This window comes from Megalodesulfovibrio paquesii, from assembly GCF_054653055.1.
Map to the genome: position 1 here is coordinate 368,782 of NZ_BAAIGQ010000001.1, position 26,495 is coordinate 395,276.

Genomic DNA, 26,495 nt, shown 5'->3' on the forward strand with positions numbered 1-26,495 from the left:
GCACCCCCAAAAATCCCGGCTCACCCGTTCTTTTCCGTTCCTGTGTCCGTGCTGTTATCTGCACCCGGCGCCTGCTCCTGCGCGTGCGGTGAGGCGGCCCGCAGCACATCCAATGCCTGGGATGCATGCACGATGCGGATGACCACGCGGCGGTTCCTGGCCCGGCCCTCGGGGGTCTCATTGCCGGCCACGGGATCATACGCGGCGCGGCCCATGGCATAAAACCGGGCAGGGTCGAGCCCGGCCTCGCGGGGCAGCAGCTCGGCCACGGCCGCAGCGCGCGCGGCGGAAAGTTCCAGGTTCGAGGACACCAGCCAGCGCCGGTGCGCCATGATGGGCCGGTCGTCAGCATGGCCAATCACCTGGATCACAGCGTCGTCGGGGACATTTTTCAGACCGGCGGCCATCTTGGTCAGGAGCGCCCTGCCCTCGGGCCGCAGACGGCGGCTGCCGGAAGAGAACAGCACCTCACCCAGGATGGTGATGCGCACGCCGTCCTCCTGCTCCTGAATTTCCACCTGCGTCTGTGGTGCGCCTGCCGCGTCCTGTTTTTGTGCGTGTTGATCATCCGCCAGCCGGGCCTGCAGCTCGCGCTGCACCGTGGCCAGGGCGCCGGTGAGCTGCTGGCGCTGGGAGCGGTCCTGCTCAAGCCGGGTCCCCAGCTCCTGCAAGGCAGATTGCGAGGCCGCGGCCAGACTCAGGGTGGTCTGATGCGTCCCGGCCAGTCCGGCGGCAGCCTCCTGCAGCATGGTGGCGTTGTGCAGGGCGGCCTCCAGTTCCTGGCGGCAGGATTCGCGGGCCTGGGCACAGGCGTCTCGCTCCTGGGCACAGGTGTCTCGCTCCTGGCGCAGGGCGCGGGCCTCGGCGGTCATTGTTTCGAGGGCGGCGGTCTGCCGCGCCTGTTCCTGCTGGGCGGCGTCGCACTCCCGGCCCTGGGCGCTGCGCAGGGCGCGCTCCTGCTCCAGGGCCTGGTGCATTTCTGCCGTGCGGGTGGAGGAATCCGCCAGCGCCGCGGCAAGCTTGCGGGAGGTGTCTGCCAGGGTGGTTTCGCTATTGCGCCGGGTCTGGCGCTCCTGGAACAGCAGCACGCCCAGCACCAGGGCGGCCAGCACGCCTGCCGCTGCCAAGAGGGTCGCTACGGTCGAACCTTTCATCAGCCAGCCTCCTTTCCCTGCCAGGGATGCTGCCGGAACTGCCAGGCAGATCTGCCTGACGGGCCACTTGAATAGAACCTCTTGCGGTCTCAGCCTCTGGTCATGGTATCAGCTTGCTGTTACTATCCTGTCAACTGCGAAGGCATTGCGGAACAAAAACCAGGCACTGCCGCGCCCCCCCAGGTGGGAGCGCCGCCTCTGCAAGGGCCGCATCTTCATACGAAAGACACAGCGCGCGTTTTTGCCATCAGGAGGAGCCATGCGCATTCGCTGTTGGGGGGCACGGGGGTCCATCGCCGTTTCCGGTTCGGAGTACGTCGTCTACGGTGGGGATACCACCTGCCTGGAGTTACGCACCGCCAGCGGCCACGTGATCGTCGTGGATGCCGGCACTGGCGTGCGGCGCCTGGGCAACGCGCTGCTGGCCGAGGGCGTGCGGGAGATGACCATGTTCTTCACCCATGCGCACTGGGACCACATCCTGGGCTTTCCGTTCTTCAAACCCGTGTACCGGGAAGATTCGCACATCACCCTGTACGGCTGCCCCATGGAGCAGGGCAACCTGGAGCTGCTGCTGGCCAAAACCATGGCCGCACCTCACTTTCCCGTGCCCTACCACGAGCTTAAGGCAAAAATTGATTACACGCCCCAATGCCTGGAGCAGACCACAACCATGGTCCACGGCATGCAGGTGGACAGCATCCCTCTGAGCCACCCCAACATGGGCCTGGGTTACAAGTTCACCGAAGCTGGCAAAACCATGGTGTTTCTGACAGACAACGAACTGCACCACCCGCATCATGGCGGCCGGCCCTATGCGGAATACGTGGAATTCTGCGCCGGTGCGGACCTGCTGTTGCACGATGCCGAATACACTGACGAAGAGTACGCCCATACCAAGGGCTGGGGCCACTCCACCATGCGCCACGCCCTGCAGCTGGCCCTGGACGCCAAGGTGCGCCAGTTCGGCATGATCCACCACAACCAGGACCGGCCTGATGATGACCTGCAGCTGCGCGAGGCTGCCCTGCGCCAGACCGTGGCCGAGACGGCCGCCCCCCTGCAGCTCTTTGCCGTGACCCAGGACATGGAGATCCGCCTCTGATCCCCGCCTGCGCGCATGTGGCACCGCATGTGGCGCGAAGTATGCTTGGCTGTGTCGTCAGTCCGGAGAATTCATCTTTTTGACGCCGCGCCGTCCCTGGAGGTGGCCATGAACGCCGTCCGCATCCTTCGCATTGCGCCCGCCCTCGCCGTGTTGCTGAGCCTGTCTGCCGTGTTGCACCCCGGGCTGGCCGCCGCGGAAGAAATCGTCGTCACCCATACGTATATCATGGGCGATGCGGAATCCAAGAACCAGGCCCGCGCCGCCTGTCTGGCCGAGGCCAAACGGGCCATCCTGGAACGGGCCGGCACCTTTTCCCGCGTGATGTCCGAACTCAAGGACTTCGAGCTGACCAGGGACGTGGTCCAGAGCTTTTCCGGGGCCATCATCAAGGCCACGGTCATCAAGGAAGAAGTGGCCATGTCCGGCCAGAGCATGGCCCTGACCTGCACCGTGGCCGGCGAGGTGGATATGGCCTCCCTGGAAGCCCAGGCCAAGCGATTGATGGAATCCCGGCCGACCTTTTCCGGAAGCGGGAGCAGCGGGACGTCCAGCGGCCTTTCCAACGCCACCACCCCGGGCATCCCGAAATCCCTGCCCAACCAGCCGGATCGGGAATATCTGGAAGAAAAAATGGGCATGCGCAGCGAGATGCTGCAGGGATCACGGGACGCAACCTTCGTGGCCGCCAATCTTGTGGAAAAAGGCATGACCTACGAGCAGGTCTCCCAGCTGGCCGGCCCGCCCACGGGCCAGCTGGATGGACCTCGCTTCCAGTGCCGCAGCCATGGCAAGGCCTGGGTGGTCTATCAGGCTGGCCGGGTTGTCTGCGTGCGTCGGGCGCTCGGTTGGTCCCAGCGTCAACAAAGTGAATGCCATTGTGACGGGTTTGCTGGGGATTTTCACCTAAGGTAAATTCCCTTGCCATTTTCGCAATCTCTTGGATTGAATGGCTTCGCATTTTCTGGCATTGCTTGGCTGTACCCCTGTTTTCTTCCCTAAGCCACGCGCCCAGGCAACGCGATACGAATGACCATACGCCAGCAGAGCCTCTTGTTCATCTTCCTCGCGGCAGCCGTGTTGTTGACGGGGTCCATTCTTGGTCTGCGCACGATCCTACTCGACCGCTTCGGCTCCCTGGAACTCGAACTTGCCCGCGAGGACGCCGCACGGGTTGACCATACCTTGCGCCAGTACACCAGGGATCTTGGCGCGCTGACAACCGACTGGGCCAACTGGGACAGCAGCTGCGCCTTTGTCAGCAACGCCACGGCCCAGGCCCGGCAAAGCTTCATCGATGAAAACCTTCAGGACATCACCCTGAAGGACAATGCCATGCACGCTCTGGCCTTTCTGGACGCCCAGGGGCGGATGATCTGGTCCGGAGGATGGGATCCCGAACGCAATGTCGCCCTGGCCCTGCCCCAGGGCCTGCTGGATGTCCTGTTTTCCCGCGACCAGCTCCGTCTGCCCCCCGAATCGGGCACCATGGGCTTGCTGCTGCTGCCGGAAGGCCCCATGTTTGTGTGCGCGCGGCGCATCCAGCCCAGTACGGGCCTTGGTCCGCCCTGCGGCACCCTGGTCATCGCCCGCCATTTCCAGGGCAGTCTCCTGGCTGATCTGCGCGAGCAAACTCAGACCGGGCTGCGCCTCCTGCCCCTTTCCTTGCCCACTTCGGACCTCCAGCCCGTCGATACGATCGATGATGGTGCGGAAGCACTCTCGGAACACGCGCTGGTGCGCATTGAAACCGACGAGACCGTCTTGCGCGGGGTCATCGTCATACGAGACATCTTCGGCGACCCTACGCTCCAGCTTGAATTTGAAAAACCCCGCACAGTGATGCGCAAAGGCGGGGAGGCAATCCTGTACACGGCCGTGGCAGTCAGCCTGTGCGTGCTGGCCACGGCAGCCGTGATCCTGTGGCTGCTGGAGTCGCGCATCCTTTCCCGCATTCGTTCTCTTGGGCTGCAGGCCGAACGGCTGGCAACTTCCGGCGTGCCGGGGCAGCAAGTGTACCTGGCTGGCAGGGATGAGATTTCCGGTCTGGCTGCTTCCATCAATGCCATGCTTGCCGCCCTGGAGGAATCCCGCGCGAAGCAGGTCAGCCAGCTGGAATTCCTGCAGGAGGAAGAGCAGTTTCACCTTGCCGTGCTGGACTCCCTGCAGGCCGGCATTCTGCAAATCGATCCCAAAACGCACCTGGTTCTGGACGCCAACGCCTTTGCCGAAAAGCTCCTGGGCCGCTCGCGCGAGGCACTCAAGGGGCGGTTGTGCCATGGCCTGCTCTGCCCCTCGGAGCTGGGCAGCTGTCCGGTGACGGATCTGGGCGAATCCCTGGATCTGGCGGTGCGTTACCTCATCGATATCCACGGCACCCGCATTCCCGTGCTCAAAAGCGCCACCATGCTGGAGCGCAACGGCCGCTCCATCCTGCTTGAATCCTTTGTGGATATCACCGAACTGCAAAACGCCCAGGAGCGGCTGCGCCTCTCCGAGGAGACGTATCGCACCATCTTCACCAGCACCGGCGCGGCCCTGGCCATGCTCAACAGCGAGGGCAACGTGGCCCTGGCCAACGAGGGATTCGCCCGCCTGTCCGGCATGTCCCAGGGGGCCTTGGAGCAGCTGCAGCCGCACTGGACCCGGTTCTTCCCCCGGGAGGCCCAGCCCGGCATGCAGGCCATGCTGGATGGCACCAACGAACGCATCGCCAACCTGGAATGCGAATTCCTGCGCTCCGATGGCACCGCCCGGCACATCTCCTTTACCGTGGCGGACCTGCCCCAGCCCGGCTGGCATATCCTCTCCCTGTTGGATGTCACCAGCCGCCGCCAGACTGAGGCTGCCCTGCGCACCGCGCACGACACCCTCGAAGCCACTGTGGCCGACCGCACGCGAGCATTGGAACAGGCTGTGCGCCGGCTGCGGGAGCTGGATACCATCAAGAGTTCCTTCCTCTCCTCCGCCTCGCACGAGCTGCGTACCCCGCTCACCTCCATCATGGGCTTTGCCAAACTGATGGAACGCACCTTCAAGCGGATTTTCCTGCCCCTGGCCACCACCCCCATGCAGCAGGAACGCGCCGCTGAACACCTGCGCAACCTGAAAATCATGCAGCAGGAAGGCGAGCGGCTGACCCGGCTGGTCAATGATCTCCTTGACTTGAACGCCATCGAATCCGGGGCCATGGAATGGCAGGAAGAGCCGGTGCAGATGGCCACCCTGCTGCGGCGCGTGGCCGATGCCGTGGAGCCCACCCTGAAGCCAGGCGTGGCCATGCGCATCCTCCTGCCAGCCCGGCTGCCCACCCTGCAGGCAGATCCCGAACGCCTGCGGCAGCTGTTTGCCAATCTGCTGTCAAATGCCGCCAAGTTCACGAACCAGGGCGCCGTCACCCTCTCGGCCAGCGTGCCTTCCGAAGGAAAATTGCTGGAAGTGGTGGTGGAAGACACGGGCGAGGGCATTGCCGAGGACATTCTCAGCCACATCTTCGAGCGGTTCTACCAGAGCGCCCCCGGCATCCGCGAAGGCGACGGCCTGCGGGACAAACCCCGGGGCGCCGGCCTGGGGTTGGCCATTTGCCGGGAAATTGCCGAGCATTATGGCGGCAGCATCAGCGTCCAGTCCACCCAGGGCCAGGGGAGCCGCTTTGTGGTGCTCCTGCCCCTGACCCTGGAAACGAAGGATCCGCCGCAATGAGCGTTGGAATCGATACGCCGCTGAACAACAGATTTTCCCTGCTCTCCCGGAACGAATACGGGCACGAGACTTCCACCGCCATCATTGTCTTTCATGATGCAGAGCAACCGCAGCCCATTTTGGATGCGCACATCGACCGGTTCTATTTCTTTGCGCCATTGTGCATTGGCAAACGCGTTCTCGATGTGGGCTGCGGATTTGGCTATGGCGCAAAAATCCTGGCGCAGTTTGCCGCAGAAGTGGTTGCCATTGACATCGATCCGCATGAACTTGACTTTGCGCGCACCAGACACGCAGCGCACAACATCACCTACATTCAAGAAAAAGTGCAGGCCTTGGATGCGGGAGATTTTGATGTGTGTGTATGCACAGAAGTCATCGAGCACATCGACCCTGCAGAAGTGGACGCGGTGCTGCACGCCATTTCAGCACGATTGCGCCCCAACGCTTTGCTGGTGTTCACAACCCCCTGCCAGGCATACACCCAGAAGACAGACAACAGATTTCATGTCCAGGAATACTCCTATCCGGATTTCACGGCCCTGATTGCCCGGTACTTTGTTCCAAAATCCGCGTTCTTTTATGACTGGAACACCGCCACCCTTTCCGCACGGCCCTCTGCCTGCGCAGTCCCGGGCAGACAGAGCCACATCGTCCAGATCATCATTGCCGAGCACAGCCGCAGCCAGGGCAGCACAATCGCACCGGCAGGCTAAGGGCCTCCCGGATCTGCTTTGCACGCAAGGGGTCCGCGCCCGCACCAGTACCTTCCCTCGTCTCCCGGGTCGCGTCCCCGGACTATTGTTTTTCCGTGGCCTTGGTGAGGGCCGTGACGTTGCTTTTGGTGAAGAAGCCGTCAAATCCATCGTAGCGATGAATGTATTCGTTCACCAGAAAGGTGTACTGCGAGGGATAGGTGAATGTCTGTTTGAGGCCTTCCTCGCGTGACCCCACCAGTTCCACCATGTATTGCAGCCCTGCATCGCCCAGCTTTTCATACGTGAACTCAATCTCCTCGGTACGAAACGCCAGGTGGTGCACGCGCTTGCCGTAGTTGTAAATGAACCGCTCCGTGGGACCAGAAGCCTCCAGGGACTCAAATGGCTTGATGCCCGATGTAAACACCTGGGCATAATCATCCATGCTCAGCCGGGCCACGTTGGTGATGCTGTTCAGGCTCTCCACGTACACGGCAAAGGCAAAGCGGTAGTTGGTCCATTCCAGAAACTCGATGATGGCCTCGTCGCGTTCCTCGGCCTTGACCCGGGTGGCCGTATGGTCCAGCTCAAAGATATTCGCCAGCCAGGGATGGTCCGGCTTGGTCATGCGCCAGTCCAGAGGGCGGGAGGCTTCCGTGCGCCAGGCGCCCTCCGTCCCATGCCATTGGATGAATCCCAGGGAATTGCCGGTAAAGGGCGAGGGTGGTGTCTGGATGAACGAATACTGCGGCGTGCGCTGGATGTCCGCAGTCAGAAACTGCCGCCCCTGCTCGCGCTGCAGGGCCACGAATCGCTCCAGGTCCCTGCATTTGTACACAAAGGTTTCCAGTCTGGTGTTGGGCAGGTGGCGCGTTTTGGGGTTGTCATTCAAGGTGCGGAAGGGATTTGCCCCGCCCTTGCGCACACGAATCAGAAAATCCACATTCCCATCCTGGCCCAGGTGGCAGGTTTTGCTGGCATCATCCTCAAACGCTTCGCGAAATTCCAGGCCGGTGACGCGCAGCAGCTCCTCCACGGCCGGCCCGAACGTCTCGGGCTCCACGGCAATCCACACCCCTTCCAGCCCGCCCACCAGTCCCTCCAGGCCGGCCTTGCGCCGGGCCTCCAGGGCCTGTTCCACGCGCGCAAGGAGCACTGCATCATTATTCTTGAACAATTTCGCATCCATGACGTATTTCCTCTCCATATATGGATTTCCGTTTCACGAGCCGCAATTCATCTGATAGCATGTCCTGGCTTTGAAAAACAATCCATGACCCTTGCCAGCGTGCCTGCGCCCGAGTACAACGCCCTCCCAAGACGCGTGTGAGGTTCCCGGATGGCTCTGGATTACAATTTGCTTGATGTGCGAGTGGACCTGAAGGCGGTTCGTGCCAACTTCAAACGGATGCAGTCGCTTGGCCGCGGCTGCATGGCCGTGATCAAGGCCGACGCCTACGGACACGGCCTGCTGGAGGTGGCTCGCGGCCTCTCCCTGGACGGTGTGCGGATGTACGCCGTGGGCGCGGTGTCCGAGGGCGTGCGCCTGCGCGAAGCCGGGCTGCCCGGCCGCATCCTCAGCCTGCTGGGCCCGCAGGACATGCGCGAGGCCAAGGCCGTGGCCGGCCAGAATCTCCTGCCCCTGATCTACCGCCTGGACCAGCTGCAAATGCTGGCCGAGGCCACCGCCGGCCGGCCGCAGCAAATTGCCATCAAGCTGGATACCGGCATGCGCCGCCTGGGCTTCACCGCCGACGAACTGCCGGCCCTGCTCGACCAGCTGCGCAAAACCCGCAATCTCGAACCCGTGCTGGCCATGAGCCATCTGGCCACTGCCGACGAGCCCGAGAGCGAGCCCTTTGTACGCGAACAGGCCGCCCGGTTTCAGGAATGCCGAGCCCTCTTCGAACGTCGTGGGCTCAATCTGGAATATTCCCTGGTCAACTCCGCCGGGCTGATGGCCTATCCGGATCTGCATTTCGATCTTCAGCGCCCCGGCATTTCCCTGTACGGCGTCAACCCCTTCCAGGGCACAGCCTGGGCGGACAAGGGCCGCGGCCTGCAGCCGACCATGACCGCCAGCGCCCCGGTGCTGCAGGTGCACCCCCTGCGCAAGGGCGAGGCCATCAGCTACGGCCGCACGTTCACGGCCGAGGAAGACCTGACCGTGGCCATCGTGGCCATGGGCTATGCGGACGGCGTCTCCCGCGGGCTTTCCAACAAGAGCTACGTCTGCCTGCACGGCCAGCGGGCCCGCATCCTGGGCCGGGTCTGCATGCAGCTGACTGCCGTGGATGTCACGCGCATCCCCCAGACCCAACCCGGCGACGCAGCCTGGATCCTTGGCGGCTCCGGCGCCGGCGCCATCACGGCCAACGACCTGGCCGGCTGGTGGGACACCATCCCCTATGAAGTCTTCTGCCTCCTGGGGCTGAACCGGCGGGGCTAGCCAAAAGGCACTTGACGCCACCAGCCGCCTCGGCTATTGAAACGAATTCCACCTTGCTCGCGGGATGGTCCCGCGGGCCTTGTGCGGGAATGCGGCATGCTGTTTGCCGCAGGCCCGACTGCATGTCCACAAGGAGCGATCATGCGCAAATACGAGAATCTGTTGTTGTTCTCGCCGGAGTTGGGGATGGACGAGCTCTCCCCCATCGTCGAGAATCTGAAGGGCGTCCTGGAACGCGAAGGCGGCACCCTGACCCTCATTGACGACTGGGGCATGAAGGAACTTGCCTACCCCGTGCGCAAGTTCTTCCGCGGCCACTATGTGCGGCTGGAATTCAGCGCCCCCTCCAAGGCCATTGCCGAGCTGGAGCGCATCATCCGCATCACCGACGGCATCATGAAGTTCGTCACCGTCAAGCTTGATGAACACGAGGAGGCCGCCCCCGCGGCCGCCGCTTCCGAGGAGGCGAGCGCGTAATGGCTTTCAAGAAGAAGTTCACCCCCCGCAAGAAGTTCTGCCGGTTCTGCGCCAATCCCGACCTGCCTCTGGATTACAAGCGTCCGGACATTTTGAATGACTTTGTGACCGAGCGCGGCAAGATCATTGCCCGCCGCATCACCGGCACCTGCGCCAAGCACCAGCGCCGCCTGACCACGGAAATCAAGCGTTCCCGTCAGATGGCCCTGATGTTCTACACTGCCGTGCACGCCACCTATGTGCAGAAGCGCACCAAGGCCGCGGGCTAAGGAGGAGTTTCCATGGCAACCATGCAGATCATCCTGCGCGCCGATGTGGACACTCTCGGCCGCCTGGGCGAGATTGTCACCGTCAAGGCCGGCTATGGCCGCAACTTCCTCATTCCGCAGGGCCTGGCCATGCTGGCCACGGAATCCAACAAGCGCGTGTTCGAAAACGAACGCAAGAAGCTGCAGGCCCAGCGCGATTCGCTGAAGGCCACCGCCGAAACGCTTGCTGAAAAAATCAACGCCGCCGTGGTGGAAGTGGAAGTGCGCGTGGGCGAAGGCGACCGTCTCTACGGTTCCGTCACCTCCGCGGACATCTGCGCCGCCCTGGCCAAGATCATCGGCGAAGAAGTGGACCGCAAGCTGCTGCTGCTCGAAGCCCCCATCAAGGCGCTGGGCAAGTACGAAGTGGCCTTCAAGCTGCACCCCGACGTCACCGCCACCTGCACGGTGAAGGTGTACCGTCAGGGCGGCAGCGCCGCGGACCTCGACGTGGTCGAAGCCGCCCCCGAAGCGGAAGCGGCTCCCGAAGCGGCTCCCGAAGCCGAACCCGCAGCCGAGTAGGACCTATTGTCTTCGCCTGCGGCCAAGGCCGCGGGAATCGTCCCCATGGACGTACTCCCCGGCGACGCTCGAAAGCACCCCCCCCACAACCTCGAAGCCGAGCAATCGGTGCTGGGGGGGGTGCTCATCAAAGCTGTCACCCTCTCTTCCATCTCGGAAACCCTTTCCGCAGATGACTTTTATTACCCGCAGCATCGCCTGATCTATCAGGCTTGCCTGGACATCTCCGCCCGTAACCTGCCGGTGGACGCCGTGTCTGTGGCCGAGCATCTGTCGCGGGAAAAGAAGCTGCAAGAGGCCGGTGGCTCGGCCTATATTGCGGAACTGATCGAAAGCGTGGTGGGCGCCGCCAATGCCCACTATCACTCCACCATTGTCCGGGACAAAGCCCTGCAACGCCAGCTCATCGAGGCCGGCAGCAGGATTGTGGCCGAGAGCTTCGAGCCGCGTCCCGAAATCAATGAACTCCTTGAATTTGCGGAAAAAGCCGTCTTCGACATCTCCCAGCGGCAGGTCGGCTCTTCCATCACCCCGGCCAACGAGCTGGTCCGGCAGGTGTTTGACGAGCTCACGGCCCGGTTCGAGAACAAGCAGTCCGTCACCGGCGTACCCACGGGCTATCACAAGCTCAACGAGCTGACGGCCGGCCTGCAGCCCACGGACCTGATCATCATCGCCGGCCGCCCGGCCATGGGCAAGACGGCCTTTGCCCTCAATGTCTGCATGCGCGCGGCCATCCAGGGTGGCGTGCCCACGGTGATCTTTTCCCTGGAAATGGGCAAGGAACAGCTCATGCAGCGCATGCTCTGCGCCTGGGGCAAGGTGGATCTGGCCAAGATGCGTCGCGGCAACATCAACGACGAAGACTGGTCCAAGCTGCACACTGCGGCGGATCACTTTTCCCGGGCCAGTCTGTTCATCGACGACACCCCGGCCCTGAGCGTGACCGAACTGCGCGGCCGCTGCCGCCGCCTCAAGCGCGAGAAGAACCTCGGCCTGGTGGTGGTGGACTATCTCCAGCTCATGCGCGCCAGCCGCCGCATCGACAGCCGCGAGCAGGAAATCTCCGAAATCTCCCGCAGCCTGAAGGCCCTGGCCAAGGAGCTGCATGTGCCTGTGGTGGCGCTTTCCCAGCTCAACAGAAAACTGGAAGAGCGCGGCGACAAACGCCCCCTGCTCTCTGACCTCCGCGAATCCGGCGCCATCGAGCAGGATGCGGACGTGATTATTTTCCTGTATCGTGACGAAGTGTACAACAAGAAGGAAGACAACCCCAAGCGCGGCGTGGCCGAGGTCATCATCGGCAAGCAGCGCAACGGCCCCCTGGGCACGGTGGAGCTGGCCTACGTCGGCTCGTACACCGCCTTCGAGGAACTGGAAGAGCGCTACTCGGGCTACGAACCGCAGGAAACACCGGCTGCATCATGACCATCCGCCGCGTCCCCACTTTGTTCCAGCTGGCCACCGCCGTCTCACTGGTCGTGCTGTGCCTGCCGCTTTCGGCCCGAGCCGACACTGTGATTCTCGAACTTTCCCGTCCAACGCACGCCCTGGAAGCGGTGATTGAATTCGAACGCACGGCCCTTTCCCTGCGCAACGCCACCGACGAGGCCTTTCTGGTCGTCAAATCCACCATGGCCCACGCCGAGGATTCGGAAAACGCCACTGCCGCCGTACAGGACGCCATTTCCGGCTTCTACTTTGCCGTGACCAGCGCCTCCTTGAATGCCACCCAGGCCCTGCCCATCCCCGAGGGGTTGAGTGAGGAAGTGGCCTCCCTGCTGTATGAGGCGCGCCAGACCCTGCTGCAATCCCTGCAGGACCGGCTCTCCCTGGCCGCTGCGCTCGTGGCTGGCACCGAGCATGCGGAAGGCGCGGCTGAACTGGCCCGGGCGTACGCCATGCAAACCGGGTCGCATGATTTTTATCTGAACATCCTTTTGCAGGACGCCAGGGACGCCGCCGCCCCCTGAGGCGTTCCCTGCTTTTTGTCCATTCCTCCGCATATTTTCCTGGACGAACCCGCAGGAAAGAAGGAACAAGAGGCGCATGGAACGCATGCATACCTCATCCCTTCTCCCCTCGCCCCTGACCCCTGACGAACTGGACAGCTACGCCAGCGCCCTGCTCTGGGGCCTGTCCCTGGCCCGGAAAAAGCCGCTCAAAAAAAGCGACCTGATCCAGATCCGCTATGACCTCCCTGCCCTGCCCCTGGCCGAAATCCTCGCGGAACGCCTGCACCGGGATGGCCTGATCCCCGTGCCCCAGGCGCGCGACACGGCCAAGATGGAATACGATACCTATACCCTGGCCAACAACAAGCGTCTGACCACCCTTATTCCCGGAGAGCGGGAACTCAGCGAGGCCACCGCGGGCTCCATCACGCTCATTGCCCCGGAATCGTTGATGCATCTGTCCAAGGTGGACCCGGCCAACATTGCCATGGCTGTCTCTGCCCGCAAGCCGTTGCAGTCCATCCTCAGCGTGCGCGAGGCCGCCGGCGACTACGGCTGGACCCTGGGCTATTACCCCACCCCGGCCCTGGCTGAGCAGGCCGGCATGCCCCTGGAGGAGTATGCCGCGGAAATTGCCCGCGCCTGTCTCATCGCCCGGCATGAGCCGGTCAAGGAATGGCGGCTCTTCGAAAAACACATCCGCGAAATCCAGCACTGGCTGAACAGCCTGCCCCTGGCCGCCCTGCGCATCCAGAGCGCCAGCATGGACATGCTCATCCCAGTGGGTGAATCCCGGCAGTGGATCGCCCTCACCGGCCGCAATATCCCCAGTTTCGAATGCTACTTCTCCCCGGACTGGCGTGGCGTGGAAGGCGAATTCGCCGCCACCCTGCCCACCTTCCGCAATGGCGTCCGCGTGGATGGCCTGCGCCTGGAATTCCGCTACGGCCAGGTCGCTGCCGTCCACGCCGACAGCGGCCTGGACTTTGCCCTCGAACAACTCAAAATGGACGCCGGTGCCTCCCGCGTGGGCGAGTTCGCCCTGGTGGACAAACGCTTCTCCCCCATCTCCCGCTTCATGGCCAATACCCTCTACGACGAGAATTTCGGCGGCGAACACGGCAGCTGCCACATCGCCCTGGGCCAAAGTTACGCCAACAGCTACGCCGGCCTGCCCGAAGCCTTCACCCAACCCGTACGCGAACGCCTGGGCTTCAACGCCTCGGCCCTGCACTGGGATCTCGTGAACACCGAACCCAAAACCGTCACCGCCACCCTCAAAGGCGGCGGCAAGATGAAGGTCTACGAAAACGGCATGTTCGCGATGTAGAAGGGAAGCGGGAAGAGCGAAGAAAAGACATGCTTGGGGGAACTGAGTTCCTCCAGGCCCCCTCCGGTTAAGAGGCTCAAAAGAGGCGCACAGATTGCGCGGTGCGCATATCCCCCCGACCAAAAGTCTTTGGGGAAGGGGGTGCAGGGAGAACCCCTTTCTACAGACTGGGGTTCTCCCTGCCTCTCTGGCATCGCTCGCAAAACGTGCTGGTGCGGCCGGCCACGGTGGTTTTGACCAGGACCGCGCCGCAGGCCGGGCAGGGCTGGCCGGCCTTGCCGTACACGTTGAAGGTGTTCTGGAACGCGCCTGCGTCACCGCGGGCGTTCACGTAGTTGCGGATGCTCGCGCCGCAGCAGTCGATGCCCTCTTGCAGCACGGCCCGCACGTGTTCCATGAGGGTGATTTTTTGGGGGAGAGGAAGGCCGTCCGCCGGGGCATCAGGACGCAGGTGGGCGCGGAACAGGGCCTCGTCGGCATAAATGTTCCCCACCCCGGCCAGCACGGTCTGGTCCAGGAGCAGGGCTTTGATCCGCCCCCGCTTGCCATCCAGGCGATGGGCCAGGGCTTCGGCTGGCGTTTCCAGGGGCTCGGGGCCCAGGGAGGCGTAAAAAGGAAGGGCCTGCAGCTGGGCCGCCGTAAGGGCCGCGCAGGCGCCGAATTTACGCATGTCCATGAAAAACAGGCGGGCACCGTCGTCGAGGTGAAAGACCAGGTGCGTGTGCTTGTCCGGCGCTTCGGCAGGCTCCGGAAGGTGCAGGCGGCCGGTCATTTTCAGATGAAAGGCCAGGATCAGATCGTCGGACAGCTCAATCAGCAGCAGTTTGGCCCGGCGGCGGATGGCCAGGATACGTCGGCCCGGCACGGCGCGGGTCAGCGCCTCGGCGTCCAGCCCGCCGCGGACGGCACCGGCGTGGCGGACCTCCAGCCTGCGGATGCTTCGGCCCTCCAGGCTCGGCCGCAGACTGCGGGCAATGGTTTCTACTTCCGGCAGTTCAGGCATGGCAGGACAGGTCAGAAGGGGCGGCGTTCCAGGGTCAATTCCATCTCGGCGTCACCACGACGGATGCGATAGCGCAGCACGGGGTCGTCGCGCAGCTTCATGGGAATCACCTGCAATTGGCCAATCCCGGCCACGGGCAGGTCATTAATACCCAACAGGATATCGCCCACCACAAAGCCAACGGTCGCGGCCGGAGAGCCGGCATCCACGCGGGTGATAAACAGGCGGACGGCGCCGCCCTCCTCCCGCTCTTCCACGGCATACCCCAGGCGGCTGTAATGCGACGGCGGGCAAAGGTAGCGCACCTCGCCGGTCGGGAGTCCGGCGGTCAGTTCCTCTGCAGTTCGCGCAGGCATGATGGAGAGCACGGGCGCGCCGGGATCGAACTCCCGCAGCCGGCGTTTGACGCCCCAACCATGCTCCACATGCCCGCTGCCCACGATGAGCAGCACGGGATGGCCGGTCTCGCGCCGCAAGCGGACCATATTGCGGGCCATGGTCGTATCCCACAGGCTCTGCACGCGGACAAAGCGCTCAAAGGCCTCGCCACCGGGGGGAGCGGAAGGCGCGCGGGTGGCGTTCTGGTGCAATATGCTGGAGTGGCTGTCAAAAAATCCGCGCAAAAATTCCAGTTGCTCCTCGCCGGGGAGAATGATGGTCTCGGGCAGATGCGATTTGTCCTCAGGAGCGGCGGCATCCAGACCGCGTTCGCGCACCACATCCACCAGCCGCTGCGGGACGTTGGCGGCGTGCAGGGGCAGCCCGGCGGCACGGGCAGCCGCGAAGACCGGGGCGTACAGCTCCCAGGGGTGGCCCCAGGTGCGGTCCCAGTCCAGGGCTTCGCGCAATTCCGGCAGTCCAATCAGCTTTTTGTTGAAGCGGTCCAGGGCGGCCTGGCGGTCCGCGGCCACCATCTCCAGGGCCACCACGGGCTTGCCCTGGGGCCACTGGCTGTCCGGACGCTGGCCGATCCAGTCCAGCAGCAGGCGCTGCGCCTCATGATCGCAGGGCGAGGTGTGGGATTCGCCCAGAAGGATGTAGCCGGCCTGGGGCAGGCGGCACGCATCGGCAGTATGAAGCACGGCCGGTGGACCATCCGCGGTCGGGCAGCTGAGGGAAACCCGCCGCCCCGCCGTGCAGCCGCCGGCCAGGAGCGTCAGGGCGGCACAGCAGGCCAGCAGCACGGCGAGGCGGCGACCACGCGGCCGCCGTGACCCACCGGAGCACCGGGGGGGTGCAGGGGGAATCACTCCCCCTGCATTTCTTGATTCTCTGGTTCCTAATCCCACTTTCTCTTGTCCTCGATGGGCCGCATCTGCGGGGGCAGGGAGCCGGGGGCGAGCACTTTGAGCACGGGGCGCAGCTTGATCTTTTCGCGGAAGGTATGGAGCAGTTCCTCATCACGCTTGAAGTTGGAGGCTTCGATGTAGAGGGTCATCTCATCGATGCCGCCGGGGTTGGTGACTTCGATCTGCCAGCGTTTGACTTCCTCGTAGCGGGCCATGACCTGTTCCACCTGATGCGGGTAGACGAACATGCCCTTGATGCGGGCCGTGGTATCCACGCGGCCGACGATGTTGCCCAGGCGCGGGGAGGTGCGGCCGCAGGGACAGGGCAGGCGGTCGATGTAGGAAAGGTCACCCGTGGCCAGCCGGATGAGAGGATAGGTCTTGTTGAAGGCCGTGACCACGATTTCGCCGACCTCGCCATCCTTGAGGGGGATGCCGGTATCGGGATGGCAGATTTCCACGTAGGCCCGGTTGGCCACGTGCAGGCCGTTCTTGTGATAGCATTCGTAGCCGATGCAGCCGACGTCGGCGGTGCCGTAGCCCTGGCGCATGATGCAGTCGAACTTCTTTTCCAGGGTGTTGCGCATCTTTTCGGAGAATTTTTCCCCGGTGACGAAGGCCACTTCCATGTACAGATCCTTGCGCAGGTTGATGCCGGTTTCCTCGGCCTTCTGGGCCAGGTGCATCAGGTAGCTGGGCGTGCCGATGTAGCCGGTCACGCGCAGTTTGGCCATGATATCCAGCTGGGTGGCGGTGTTGCCCGGCCCGGCGGGAATGGTGGCGCAGCCCAGGTTGCGCAGGGGCTCTTCGAACATCAGGCCGGCGGGGGTCAGGTGATAGTTGAAGGTCACCTGGGCCAGGTCGCCGGAGCGGAAGCCGGCGGCATAGAAGCCTTCGGTCCAGCCCCAGTAATCCTCGCCACGGTCTTCGGGGTCGAAGATGGGGCCGGGGGACAGGAAGACGCGCTTGAGCTCGCCCAGATCCTTGGTCAGCAGGCCGCCCAGCCGCGGTCCCATGGACTGCAGGAAGATGAGCTCCTTTTTCTTCAGGATGGGAATATGCTTCAGGTCATTAAGATTCCTGAATTTTTCCACCTGAAACTGGGCGCGGTCGAAGCGTTTTTTCACGTCTTCGGAGTAGCGGTAAGCGTACTGCAACAGCTCCTTGAGCTGGATGAGATAGTATTGCCGGCGCTCGCTTTCATCGAGCACCTCGCGACGGCTGTAGATGCCTTCGGTGCGGTCCTTGCGGGTCATGATATCTCCTGAATACGGATGGGATGCAGGCAGTCTTTCAGCAGATAGCCAATGCGAATCAGAATTGCAAGACCATCTTTTTAACTATCTGAAATATAATCCATTTCTTGCGCATCAGAGAGCTCTGGCTCTGCCCCCCCCAACGCACTGGACGAAATCTCCTCTGCCGCAGAGGTGTCCTTGGCCAGGGATTCGGCTTTGAAGGAGGGGTCCTCCTGCCGGGCAAAGACCAGGAACCCGGTATGGGCGACCATGCGATCGTCCGGGCGCAGGCGGTCGGGCACGGGCTTCCAGCGGCGAACCAGGAGCTCCATGACCTCAATGCCGGCAAAGGGCCCGCGTTCCAGGGCCTCCACCAGCCGGCTGACCTGATTGGTCACGGGCAGGAGAAAGCCCAGGGTTGCGCCCGGGGCCACGGCTGCGGCGGCGTGCTCCAGGTAATCCCAGGGGGTGCGCACGTCCAGGAAGAGCGCGTCCACGCCGGTCTGGTCAAAGCCCTCGGCAATGTCCTTGACGTGCTGGGTCACGTTCTCGCCCACCCCGGCCCAGGCCAGGTTGCGGGCGCACAGCTTGGCGAATTCCGGCCGGGCCTCGTAGGTGTACACCTGCCCCGTGGGTCCGCAAAACCAGGAGAGCGCCAGGGTGAGGCTGCCGGAGCCGCTGCCGGCCTCGATGACGCGAATGCCCGGCCCGATACCCAGACGCATGCAGATCTAGCCGATATCTTTGGGATAGATGATCTGCGTCTGCCGCCGCACGCCTTTGACCAGATCGTACAGCGTGGGCTTGAGCAGGCGGTACGGCCGGCCCATGTGCGTGGGGACAACGGCGCCGTAGTCGCAGGCGGCCAGGGTCTCCATGGTGATGAAGCCGTCGTGGGTGTGGATGCTGCCTTTTTCCTCGATGCGCTGCAAATAGCGCTTGCCCTTGGGGCTCACCAGGAGTACTAGCTTTCCGGACAGTGACATGATCGCTCCTTTGCGCAGACGTTGCCCGCTGCCTACTCGGGTGCGGCCTGCGCTGTCAACACATCTCCTTGCGCGGGGCGCCGCCTCGCCTTTCCTGATACCACCGCATGACCGAACCGCGCGTCTCCCCTGTGCATGTGTTTGGCCCCGTACGCTCCGGCCGTCTGGGCCGGTCCCTTGGGGTGGATCTGCTGGGCGAGAAGATCTGTTCCTTCGACTGTCTGTACTGCGAGGTCAAGCCCACCACGCGGCTGACCCTGGAGCGGCGGGAATGGATCCCCACCCGCCAGCTGCTGGACGAGTTGCGGGCCTGGCGTGATGCCGGGCACGCGCTGCCGGACGTGATCACCCTGGGCGGCTCGGGCGAACCCACCCTGCACAGCGGGCTGGGCGATATCATTGCCGGGTGCAGGCAGCTCTTCCCGGGCCTGCCCGTGGCTGTGCTGACCAACTCGTCCCTTCTGCATCTGCCGGAGGTCCGGCGGGAACTGGGCACGGCGGATATGGTCCTGCCCTCCATGGACACGCTCATCGACGCCGAGTACCGTCGCCTGAACCGACCGCATCACCAGGTGGATTTGCAACGCATGGCCGAGGGATTGCTGGCCTTTCGTCGTGAATACAGCGGACGGATCTACCTGGAGATTCTGCTGAGCCGCGGCGTGAACGACAGCGCGGCCAATCTGGCGGCGCTCAAGGAATATGTGCAGCAATTGCAACCGGATCGCGTGGATGTGGTGACGCTGTCGCGCCCTGGGGCCTATCCCGAGGCCCAGGCCGTGGACCGCAACACCCTGGCCCGCTGGCGCGAGGTCCTTGGCGGGGAGCCGGCGGCAGCGGCCAGTCCCGCTCCGCGAACGGTTCCTCCGCCAGAGCCTGCAGCTGCGTCCTGCAGCCGCTCTGCCCTGACGCAAGCCGTGCTGGCCAGCCTTGCCCGCCGCCCGCAAACTGCCGCCCAGCTGGCCGAGGCACTGCAAGTTCCGGCCGCCGCCCTGCAGGCTGTACTTGAAAAACTGCAGCAGTCCGGGCATATTCAGGATCGGGGATCGCAGACGGACGACCCCTCCGCACACTTTTTTTCCGCCATCTAGACGCCCGGCCCTGCGCCGCCGCACTTCCGTCTGTCGCGGCGACCACATGCCCTCCCCATTTGACGCATGGCCTCGTCTGCATGGTAATTGAGGATTTCCATGGCTCGTACCACCAAGAAAAAACGCAAGATGTACGTCAGCGTGCTGCCCGGAGAACAGGTCGAAGTGGCCCTCTCCGAAGACGGCAAGCTGCAGGAATACTATGTTGAGATGCTGCACCAGGCCAAGACCAAGGGCAACATCTACAAAGGCGTCATCCACAACGTCGATACCTCCCTGCAGGCGGCCTTCGTCAACTACGGCGCCGTGAAAAACGGCTTCCTGCAAATCGACGAAGTGCACCCCGAATACTACCTCACCCCCGTGGAAAACACCAAGGGGCACAAATATCCGCTCATCCAGAAGGTGCTCAAGCCCGGGCAGGAGGTGCTGGTCCAGATCGGCAAGGAGCCCACCGGCGCCAAGGGCGCGTTTCTGACCACTTATCTGTCCATCCCCGGCCGGCACCTGGTGCTCACCCCGGGGCGCGAGCAGATCGGCGTCTCCCGCAAGGTGGAGGACGAAGAGGAACGCGCCCGGCTCAAGGAAATCATGAACGGCATCACCCCTGGCGAGGGCTTGGGCGTGATTGTGCGCACCGTGAGCGAGGGGCTCTCTAAGACAAATCTTTCCAAGGATTTGCAAATTCTTGAGCGCCAGTGGAAAGAAACCCGCAAGCGCGGCCAGGAGGTCCAGGCCCCCAGCCTGATCTACCAGGAACCCAATCTGGCCGAACGCTCCGTGCGCGATTACTTTACCGCCGACGTGGGCGAAATCTGGGTGGATGACGCCGGCACGGCCGAACGTCTGGCCGCCTACGCCGCCATCCTGTTCCCCCGCTCCAAAAGTCTGGTCAAACTGCACGATGCGCCGGACCGCAGCCTTTGGGAGCGCTTCAACCTGCAAAAGCAGATTGATCAGCTGTACAGCCGCCACGTCACCCTGCCCTCTGGCGGGCAGCTGGTATTCGACCAGGCCGAAGCCCTGATGGCCATCGACATCAACTCCGGCCGCACCGGTGGCAAGACCAACTTCCAGGAAACCGCCTACCGGACCAACATGGAAGCCGCCGAGCTCATTCCCCAGCAGCTGCGCCTGCGCGATGTGGGCGGACAGATCGTCATCGATTTCATTGAGATGAAGGATCGCAAGCAGTGGGCGGAGGTGGAAAAGACCCTCAAGGCGGCCATGAAGATTGACCGCGCCCGGCACGACGTGGGCAAGCTGAACAAGTTCGGCTTGTTGCAGCTCGTCCGCCAGCGCCTGGGCTCCTCGGCCATCTCCCTTTCCTCCGAACCCTGCCCGGCCTGCCAGGGCACGGGCTTCCGGCGGAACATGGAGTGGCAGGCCATGCAGGCCCTCAAGCAAATTTACTTCCAGCTCCGCGCCAACACCGGGCAGCCCCAGCTGGAAATCCCCCTGGAGCCGGAACTCTGCCTCTATCTGCTCAATCGCAAAAAGGAAAAACTCCTGGCCATGGAGCAGCAATATGGCATCCAGCTGACTCTGACCATGCGCCACGGATAACCACTGCACCCACCAGGGGGAAAAATCTGGCGGCAGCGCGATTCTTCCCCCAACCCCCGCTCCAGAGACGTTTGACGGGCGATCCGGCAATCCGCATAAAGGTGCGCGCCATGCGAGTGATGTTGCATTGTTGTTGTGGGCCGTGCACTCTGTATCCTGGTGCAATGCTGTTGCAGCAGGGATTGGAGGTGACGGGTTGTTTTTACAATCCCAACATCCATCCGCTGCAGGAATACCTGCGCCGTCGCGAAGGCATGGCCCAGGTGGCGGCGCATCTGGGCATGGGCATGTGCTGGCTGGATCAAGAGTACCATCCGGCGACCTTTCTGACCACGCTGACGGATCATACCCAACGCTGCGAGCACTGTTACCGCCTGCGTCTGGAGCGTGTGGCCGACGCGGCCGTGGCCAGCGGACACCAAGCCATCTCCAGCACCCTGCTCTACTCCAGGTACCAGAACCATGAACTGATCCGTCGCTGCAGCGAGGAGATTGCCGCGTCCCGCAATCTCGTGTTCCTGTACGACGATTTCCGTGCCGGCTGGCAGCAGGGCATCGACGAATCAAAGGCTCTGGGCGTGTACCGTCAGCCTTACTGCGGTTGCATCTATAGCGAATACGAACGGTATTACAAACAGTTGCAGCGACTTTCCTCCTCCTGAGCGGCAGTTCCATGCTCTGCTACATCCACGTTCCCTTCTGCACGCAGAAATGCGCCTACTGCGCCTTTGCCTCCCAACGTCCTGGCCCCGGGGACATGCAGCGCTATCTTGATACGATGATGCGGGAAATCGCCCAGCAGGGGGACCGTCTGGGTCGTAAATGCGTCTCCACCATCTATTTTGGCGGCGGCACGCCCTCCCTTTTGCCGGCCAAGGCCGTGGAGGCCATCCTGGGCCGCCTCCGCCGGGCCTTCCGCGTGGCCGAGGATGCGGAAATCACCCTGGAGGCCAATCCCGAGAGCGTCACGGCGCATCATTTCCATGATCTGGCCGGCCTGGGGGTAAACCGCGTCTCCATCGGCCTGCAGGCCATGGATGATGCCTCCTTGCAGCAGCTTGGCCGCAGACACAGCGCCCGGCAGGGGCTGGCCGCGGTGCACAACGCCCGGCTGGCCGGCATCCAGAACCTGAGCCTGGACCTGATCTGGGCCCGCCCCGGCCAGCGGGTGAAAATCTGGCTGGATGAGCTGCGCCGGGTGGTGGCCCTCAAGCCCGAGCATCTCTCCTGCTACAGTCTCACTGTGGAGCCGGGCACCCCCCTGGAGGCCCGCTGCCTGAACCGCGAACTGGAGCTGCCCCTGGACGACGAACAGGGCAAAATGTTCCTGTATGGCAGCGAGTACCTGGAATCCCACGGCTATCTGCATTATGAAATCTCCAACTTCGCCCGCCTGGGCTTTCAGTCCCGGCACAACACGGGCTACTGGGAAGGCCGGGACTACCTGGGCCTGGGGCCCTCGGCCGTGTCCACCCTGGCCGGCCGGCGCTGGGCCAATCCTGACACCCTGGGGGACTGGATCTCCCTGGTGGAAGGCAGCGGGCAGGACGAGGATCCTGCGGCCGTGGAAACGCTGACCCTGGAGCAGCGCATCACTGAGCTGGTGATGCTCCGGCTGCGCACCTCCCGTGGGCTGAACCTGCGCGGCTACCGTCGTCTGGCCGGGGAGTCCTTTCTCAAGCGGCATGAGGCCAAGATCAAGGCGCTCTCCACCCGGGAACTCATCCGCATCCACGGCGGCTACCTGCGCCTGAGCCATGAGGGCTGGCTGGTGGCCGACGCCATCCTGGCCAACCTGACCGATGACTGATCAGCCATCGGTCCAGTCCGCCACTGCCTTCTGGCCGTGCCTCATCGCGTCCCCCTTGACGATTGCTGCTTAAAACATAGTTGCATTCTTCGGAGCTTGCGTTGACCTGACGCCACGGCGGTGCTACTGCTGCCGGTCTTCATCCCGTGCCGGTCCACTTTTGCCGCCACCTGCCCCCATGAGCCAACACCCGAACGTCCGCGCCCTGCGCAGCCCCTGGCAGATCATCCTGCACCTCACCTGGCCCCAGGTGCTGATGATGTTCGCCCATTTCAGCATTGGTTTTGCGGATGTCTGGACTGCCGGCCGCATCGGCCCGCAAACCCAGGCCGCCCTGGGGCTGATCACCCAGAGTCTTTTCGTGCTCTCGATCATCTGCGTGGGCCTGTCCAACGGCATCGTGGCTGCGGTCAGTCAGTCCCTGGGCGCAGCCCGGCCGCTGCGTGCCATGCGCTACGCGGCCTATTCCCTGCTGGCCGCCGCGGCCGTGGGTCTGGGCATCATGGCCATTGGCCTGCCAGGGCGCGATATTTTTCTGGATTTGCTGAACACCCCTCTCGAGGTCCGCCCCGAGGCCACCCGGCTGCTCATCCTCTACCTGGCCGTGCTGCCGGCCAATCATGTGCTCATTTCCACCAACGCCATCTTCCGCGCCTATGGCGAGGTATACACACCCCTCTGGACAGTGACGGCCATTGCCCTGGTCAATCTTGCCGGCGACCTGATGCTTGGCCTGGGCTGGGGGCTGGGCTGGGCGCAGGCCTGGCTGGGCTTCGAGCCCCTGGGCGCCGTGGGCCTGGGGCTGGCCACCCTGCTCTCCATCTGCCTGGGCGCGTGGCTGAACTGTTATGTGTTGTGGAAGCGCGGCCGGCTGAGCTGGCGCAGCCTGCCCCCGCGCCGCTGGCAGCGCAAGGCCCGGGGCTATCTGCTCAAGGTCAGCTGGCCGGCGGGGGCCTCGCAGGTGGTCTGGCAGGTGGGCAATCTGGCCCTGTTCGTCATCATCGGCTGGCTGGGGCCGCAGGCCACGGCGGCCATGGCCGGCCTGGGCGCGGGGCAGCGGCTGGAAGGATTGCTGTTCCTGCCGGCCCTGGCCTTCAACATGAGCGCCTCCGTGCTGGTGGGCCAGCACCTGGGAGCAGGCGACTTCGCCGCAGCCAAGCGGGCCGGGTTGCAGATGCTGGCCCTGGGTTGCGGCTGCATCAGCCTGGCCGGGCTGGCCCTGTGGCAGGTGGCCGGCACCGTGGCTGGCTGGGTGGCGGCGGATGCGGTTGTGCATGCGGAAGTCATGTCGTATTTATATTGGAACATCCTGGCGATATGTTTCACCTGCGGGACCATGATCCTGGCCGGGGTGATGACCGGCGCGGGCGCCACGCTGTATACGCTGGGCGTGTTCGTGGTTTCCACGTGGGGGGTGCGTCTGCCCCTGGCCTGGTGGCTGGCCCTCAAGGCTGGCATGGGCTCACAAGGCGTGTGGATCGCCATGTTTGTGTCCCAGGGCGTGCAGTGCAGCGCGCTGCTGTTCCTTTTTCTGTTCCGGGACTGGGGGCGCTTCGCCATGCGCTCCGCCCGCCAGCCCTCGCGCCCCTCGTGTGCCGCGCACAGCGCAGCGCCTTCGCCAGGGGTTACCGTGCAACACGAAACGCAAGGGAAGTCAGCTTCATGAATAAAGAATTCGCCCCCATTTCCCTGGAAGGCCGTGCAGCCTACCTGGAAGCCTACGCTGCCTGCCCCCAGCATCCCAGCGACACCAGCTTCGCCAACCTCTGGGGCTGGGCCGAGGAATATGGCCTGGAGTGGGCCTGGGGCAGCCAGTGCGTCTGGATCCGCCAGACCAAGCCCACCGTGCGCTACTGGGCCCCTGTGGGGCCCTGGGAAGGCCTGCCCTGGAACGACTGCCCCTCCCTGGCCCAGGGTATGGAGGTGATCCGCGTGCCCGAAAAACTGGCCCTGCTCTGGCAGGAGCACCTGGGCGACCGGCTCGTGCTCACTGAAGACCGCGACAACTGGGACTACCTCTATGACGTGACTGAGCTTATTGAGCTCAAAGGCAATGTGCATCACAAAAAGAAGAACCATCTCAACGGGTTCAAAAAAACCTATCAATACGAATACCGCTCCATGACCCCGGACTGCGTGGAAGAAGCCCTGGCCTTGCAGGCTGCTTGGCGCGGCTGGCACGAGACTCCGGACTCCCCAGCCCTCATTGCCGAGAACAATGCCATCGAGCGGGTGCTGACCCGCTGGGACGTGCTGCCCGGCCTCATGGGCGGAGCCCTGCACGTGGGCGGGGCCATGGTCGCCTTTACCGTGGCGGAACCCCTGGATGACGAGACCCTGGTCATCCACTTCGAAAAAGGGCAGGCCGGCATGCGCGGCGTATATCAGGCCATCAACCAGATTTTCCTGGAGCACGACGCCAACGGCTTCAAGGTCGTCAACCGCGAACAGGACCTGGGCGACGAGGGCCTGCGCAAGGCGAAGCTTTCCTATCATCCCACAGGCTTCCTGAAAAAATACCACGCCAGCATCCTGCCCCGCTAACCCACGCCAGGATCCAGAGAACATCGGGGAAGAGCCCGGTAGCCGCCACGGTTCTTCCCCTCTCTTTGCAAACCCTGCGCAATGGCGTATCAGGGCCAGTGTCCTCCTTTCCGCACACCTTTCGGGAGCATGCATGACAGCACCGGCCGGGCGGCGTTCCGTGCTCTTTTTTGTCCCCGACCTGGCCCCCGGCGGGGCCGAGCGGGTGGTGACGCTGTTTGCCAACGGCCTGGATCGCGACCATTTTGCCCCGGCGATCTGCCTGCTGCGCCGTCGGGGCTCTCTGCTTGATTTCCTGGCCGGGGATGTGGGGGTGATTCCCCTGGGAGCAGACCACGTCCGCGCCGCTGGCCCGGCCCTGATCCGGACCGTCTGGAAACTGCGGCCTGCCGCCGTCGTCTCCACCCTGGCCCACTGCAATCTGCTGCTGCTGGCCCTCCGGCCGCTGCTCCCCCGCGGCACCCGACTGCTGGTGCGCGAGGCCAGCCTGCCCTCAAAAAATCTGCACCCCGCCCTGCAGCGAATCGCCCGGGTGCTGTATCCCACGGCAGATGCCGTGCTCTGCCCCAGTCTGGCCATTCGCGACGAACTGCGCGAGCTGCTGGCTTTGCCGCCACGGGTGCTGCACCATCTGCCAAACCCTGTGGATGCGGACCGGCTTGCAGCCCTGAGCCGGGAACCCCTGCCCGTTGTGCCCGCGCCCATTATGGCGGTGGGACGCCTCGACCCTCTTAAAGGCTTCGATATCCTGCTGCAGGCTCTTGCGCATACGACACTGGCCTGCGACATTCTTGGCGCCGGTGCGGAGGATGCTGCGCATTCGTCATACGGCCGGGAGCTGAAACGCATGGCCGGACACCTGGGACTGGGCCACAGGGTGCGCTTTGCCGGCCATCAGTCCAACCCCTGGGCCTGGATGGCCAGGGCGCAATGCCTGGCAGCGCCATCACGGTGCGAGGGGCTTTCCAACACCGTGCTGGAGGCCCGTATCCTGGGCCTGCCGGTGGTGGCCTCGGACATTCCGGGCATGAGCGAACTGGTGGAGGACCGGACCTGCGGTCTGCTTGTCCCGCCCGACGATCCCGTGGCCCTGGCGGAGGCTCTGGAGCTGGCCCTGGGCCATCCGTGGGATCGCGCGGCCCTGGCGGCCTCCGCCCGCGCCCGGTATGACGCCGCAACCCGCTGCCGGGCCCTGGAAGCCCTGATCGCTCCGCCCCCAGCCGCTGCCTCACCGCTGGACGCCGGCCCTGCAACAGGGTAGGCCCCCG

Annotated in this window: 23 protein-coding genes and 1 pseudogene; 18 read left to right on the forward strand and 6 right to left on the reverse strand. The window is 63.9% G+C overall.

What is annotated here, in order from left to right; all coding sequences use genetic code 11:
• Window positions 1–20: 20 nt before the first annotated feature.
• Window positions 21–1,154: an OmpA family protein gene (locus ACYQ00_RS01665; RefSeq protein ID WP_460030498.1), complete on the reverse strand. Its 1,134-nt coding sequence runs from the start codon at window positions 1,152–1,154 to the stop codon at window positions 21–23.
• 259 nt (window positions 1,155–1,413) lie between these two features.
• Between ACYQ00_RS01665 and ACYQ00_RS01670 the strand changes: the two genes are divergently transcribed.
• The 4 genes from ACYQ00_RS01670 (at window position 1,414) to ACYQ00_RS01685 (ending at window position 6,677) form a co-directional block, all read left to right on the forward strand.
• Window positions 1,414–2,259: an MBL fold metallo-hydrolase gene (locus ACYQ00_RS01670; protein WP_460030499.1), complete on the forward strand. Its 846-nt coding sequence runs from the start codon at window positions 1,414–1,416 to the stop codon at window positions 2,257–2,259.
• Window positions 2,260–2,367: 108 nt separating this feature from the next.
• Window positions 2,368–3,174: a hypothetical protein gene (locus ACYQ00_RS01675; RefSeq protein WP_460030500.1), complete on the forward strand. Its 807-nt coding sequence runs from the start codon at window positions 2,368–2,370 to the stop codon at window positions 3,172–3,174.
• 114 nt (window positions 3,175–3,288) lie between these two features.
• Window positions 3,289–5,961 carry a CHASE4 domain-containing protein gene (locus tag ACYQ00_RS01680; protein WP_460030501.1) on the forward strand — a complete coding sequence of 891 codons (2,673 nt, stop codon included), beginning with the start codon at window positions 3,289–3,291 and terminating at the stop codon, window positions 5,959–5,961.
• Entirely contained in the window at window positions 5,958–6,677 is a 720-nt protein-coding gene (locus ACYQ00_RS01685) for a class I SAM-dependent methyltransferase (RefSeq protein WP_460030502.1), read from the forward strand. The genes ACYQ00_RS01680 and ACYQ00_RS01685 overlap by 4 nt, the downstream gene beginning before the upstream one ends.
• Before the next feature lie 82 nt (window positions 6,678–6,759).
• Here ACYQ00_RS01685 and ACYQ00_RS01690 read toward each other — a convergent pair whose 3' ends face one another.
• On the reverse strand, window positions 6,760–7,848 hold the full coding sequence (locus ACYQ00_RS01690; RefSeq protein WP_460030503.1) for a hypothetical protein: 1,089 nt from the start codon (window positions 7,846–7,848) through the stop codon (window positions 6,760–6,762).
• Between the two features lie 177 nt (window positions 7,849–8,025).
• On the opposite strand from ACYQ00_RS01690, the gene alr reads away from it, so the two are divergent.
• The 7 genes from alr (at window position 8,026) to ACYQ00_RS01725 (ending at window position 13,700) form a co-directional block, all read left to right on the forward strand.
• Window positions 8,026–9,108 carry an alanine racemase gene (gene alr, locus ACYQ00_RS01695; protein WP_460030566.1) on the forward strand — a complete coding sequence of 361 codons (1,083 nt, stop codon included), beginning with the start codon at window positions 8,026–8,028 and terminating at the stop codon, window positions 9,106–9,108.
• Window positions 9,109–9,249: 141 nt separating this feature from the next.
• Window positions 9,250–9,585, forward strand: a complete 336-nt coding sequence (gene rpsF, locus ACYQ00_RS01700; RefSeq protein WP_460030504.1) for a 30S ribosomal protein S6 — start codon at window positions 9,250–9,252, stop codon at window positions 9,583–9,585.
• Window positions 9,585–9,854: a 30S ribosomal protein S18 gene (gene rpsR, locus ACYQ00_RS01705; protein WP_021761358.1), complete on the forward strand. Its 270-nt coding sequence runs from the start codon at window positions 9,585–9,587 to the stop codon at window positions 9,852–9,854. The genes rpsF and rpsR overlap by 1 nt, the downstream gene beginning before the upstream one ends.
• Window positions 9,855–9,875: 21 nt before the next feature.
• On the forward strand, window positions 9,876–10,415 hold the full coding sequence (rplI, locus tag ACYQ00_RS01710) for a 50S ribosomal protein L9 (protein WP_460030567.1): 540 nt from the start codon (window positions 9,876–9,878) through the stop codon (window positions 10,413–10,415).
• Window positions 10,416–10,460: 45 nt separating this feature from the next.
• Window positions 10,461–11,843: a replicative DNA helicase gene (dnaB, locus tag ACYQ00_RS01715; protein ID WP_460030505.1), complete on the forward strand. Its 1,383-nt coding sequence runs from the start codon at window positions 10,461–10,463 to the stop codon at window positions 11,841–11,843.
• Window positions 11,840–12,388, forward strand: coding sequence for a hypothetical protein (locus tag ACYQ00_RS01720; RefSeq protein ID WP_460030506.1), 549 nt, complete (start codon window positions 11,840–11,842; stop codon window positions 12,386–12,388). The genes dnaB and ACYQ00_RS01720 overlap by 4 nt, the downstream gene beginning before the upstream one ends.
• 76 nt (window positions 12,389–12,464) lie before the next feature.
• Complete coding sequence (locus tag ACYQ00_RS01725) at window positions 12,465–13,700, forward strand: aminopeptidase (RefSeq protein ID WP_460030507.1); 1,236 nt, start codon at window positions 12,465–12,467, stop codon at window positions 13,698–13,700.
• 160 nt (window positions 13,701–13,860) lie between these two features.
• Here ACYQ00_RS01725 and mutM read toward each other — a convergent pair whose 3' ends face one another.
• From mutM to ACYQ00_RS01745, 4 genes and pseudogenes are all read right to left on the reverse strand, one after another.
• Window positions 13,861–14,703, reverse strand: a complete 843-nt coding sequence (mutM, locus tag ACYQ00_RS01730) for a bifunctional DNA-formamidopyrimidine glycosylase/DNA-(apurinic or apyrimidinic site) lyase (RefSeq protein ID WP_460030508.1) — start codon at window positions 14,701–14,703, stop codon at window positions 13,861–13,863.
• Between the two features lie 11 nt (window positions 14,704–14,714).
• Window positions 14,715–15,887: a ChaN family lipoprotein gene (locus ACYQ00_RS01735; RefSeq protein WP_460030509.1), complete on the reverse strand. Its 1,173-nt coding sequence runs from the start codon at window positions 15,885–15,887 to the stop codon at window positions 14,715–14,717.
• A 95-nt stretch (window positions 15,888–15,982) separates the two neighbouring features.
• Window positions 15,983–17,248: a phenylacetate--CoA ligase family protein gene (locus tag ACYQ00_RS01740; protein WP_460030510.1), complete on the reverse strand. Its 1,266-nt coding sequence runs from the start codon at window positions 17,246–17,248 to the stop codon at window positions 15,983–15,985.
• Window positions 17,249–17,328: 80 nt separating this feature from the next.
• Window positions 17,329–18,216 (reverse strand): annotated as a pseudogene (locus ACYQ00_RS01745) (tRNA (adenine-N1)-methyltransferase).
• A gap of 107 nt (window positions 18,217–18,323) precedes the next feature.
• Here ACYQ00_RS01745 and ACYQ00_RS01750 point away from each other — a divergent pair.
• The 7 genes from ACYQ00_RS01750 (at window position 18,324) to ACYQ00_RS01780 (ending at window position 26,488) form a co-directional block, all read left to right on the forward strand.
• On the forward strand, window positions 18,324–19,307 hold the full coding sequence (locus ACYQ00_RS01750) for a radical SAM protein (RefSeq protein WP_460030511.1): 984 nt from the start codon (window positions 18,324–18,326) through the stop codon (window positions 19,305–19,307).
• Between the two features lie 99 nt (window positions 19,308–19,406).
• Complete coding sequence (locus ACYQ00_RS01755; RefSeq protein WP_460030512.1) at window positions 19,407–20,873, forward strand: Rne/Rng family ribonuclease; 1,467 nt, start codon at window positions 19,407–19,409, stop codon at window positions 20,871–20,873.
• Between the two features lie 119 nt (window positions 20,874–20,992).
• Window positions 20,993–21,535, forward strand: a complete 543-nt coding sequence (locus ACYQ00_RS01760) for an epoxyqueuosine reductase QueH (RefSeq protein WP_460030568.1) — start codon at window positions 20,993–20,995, stop codon at window positions 21,533–21,535.
• 11 nt (window positions 21,536–21,546) lie between these two features.
• Window positions 21,547–22,683, forward strand: a complete 1,137-nt coding sequence (gene hemW, locus ACYQ00_RS01765; protein WP_460030513.1) for a radical SAM family heme chaperone HemW — start codon at window positions 21,547–21,549, stop codon at window positions 22,681–22,683.
• A 178-nt stretch (window positions 22,684–22,861) separates the two neighbouring features.
• On the forward strand, window positions 22,862–24,349 hold the full coding sequence (locus tag ACYQ00_RS01770; RefSeq protein ID WP_460030514.1) for an MATE family efflux transporter: 1,488 nt from the start codon (window positions 22,862–22,864) through the stop codon (window positions 24,347–24,349).
• Window positions 24,346–25,227, forward strand: coding sequence for a DUF2156 domain-containing protein (locus ACYQ00_RS01775; RefSeq protein WP_460030515.1), 882 nt, complete (start codon window positions 24,346–24,348; stop codon window positions 25,225–25,227). The genes ACYQ00_RS01770 and ACYQ00_RS01775 overlap by 4 nt, the downstream gene beginning before the upstream one ends.
• 133 nt (window positions 25,228–25,360) lie before the next feature.
• Complete coding sequence (locus tag ACYQ00_RS01780) at window positions 25,361–26,488, forward strand: glycosyltransferase (protein WP_460030516.1); 1,128 nt, start codon at window positions 25,361–25,363, stop codon at window positions 26,486–26,488.
• The last annotated feature ends 7 nt before the right edge of the window (window positions 26,489–26,495 follow it).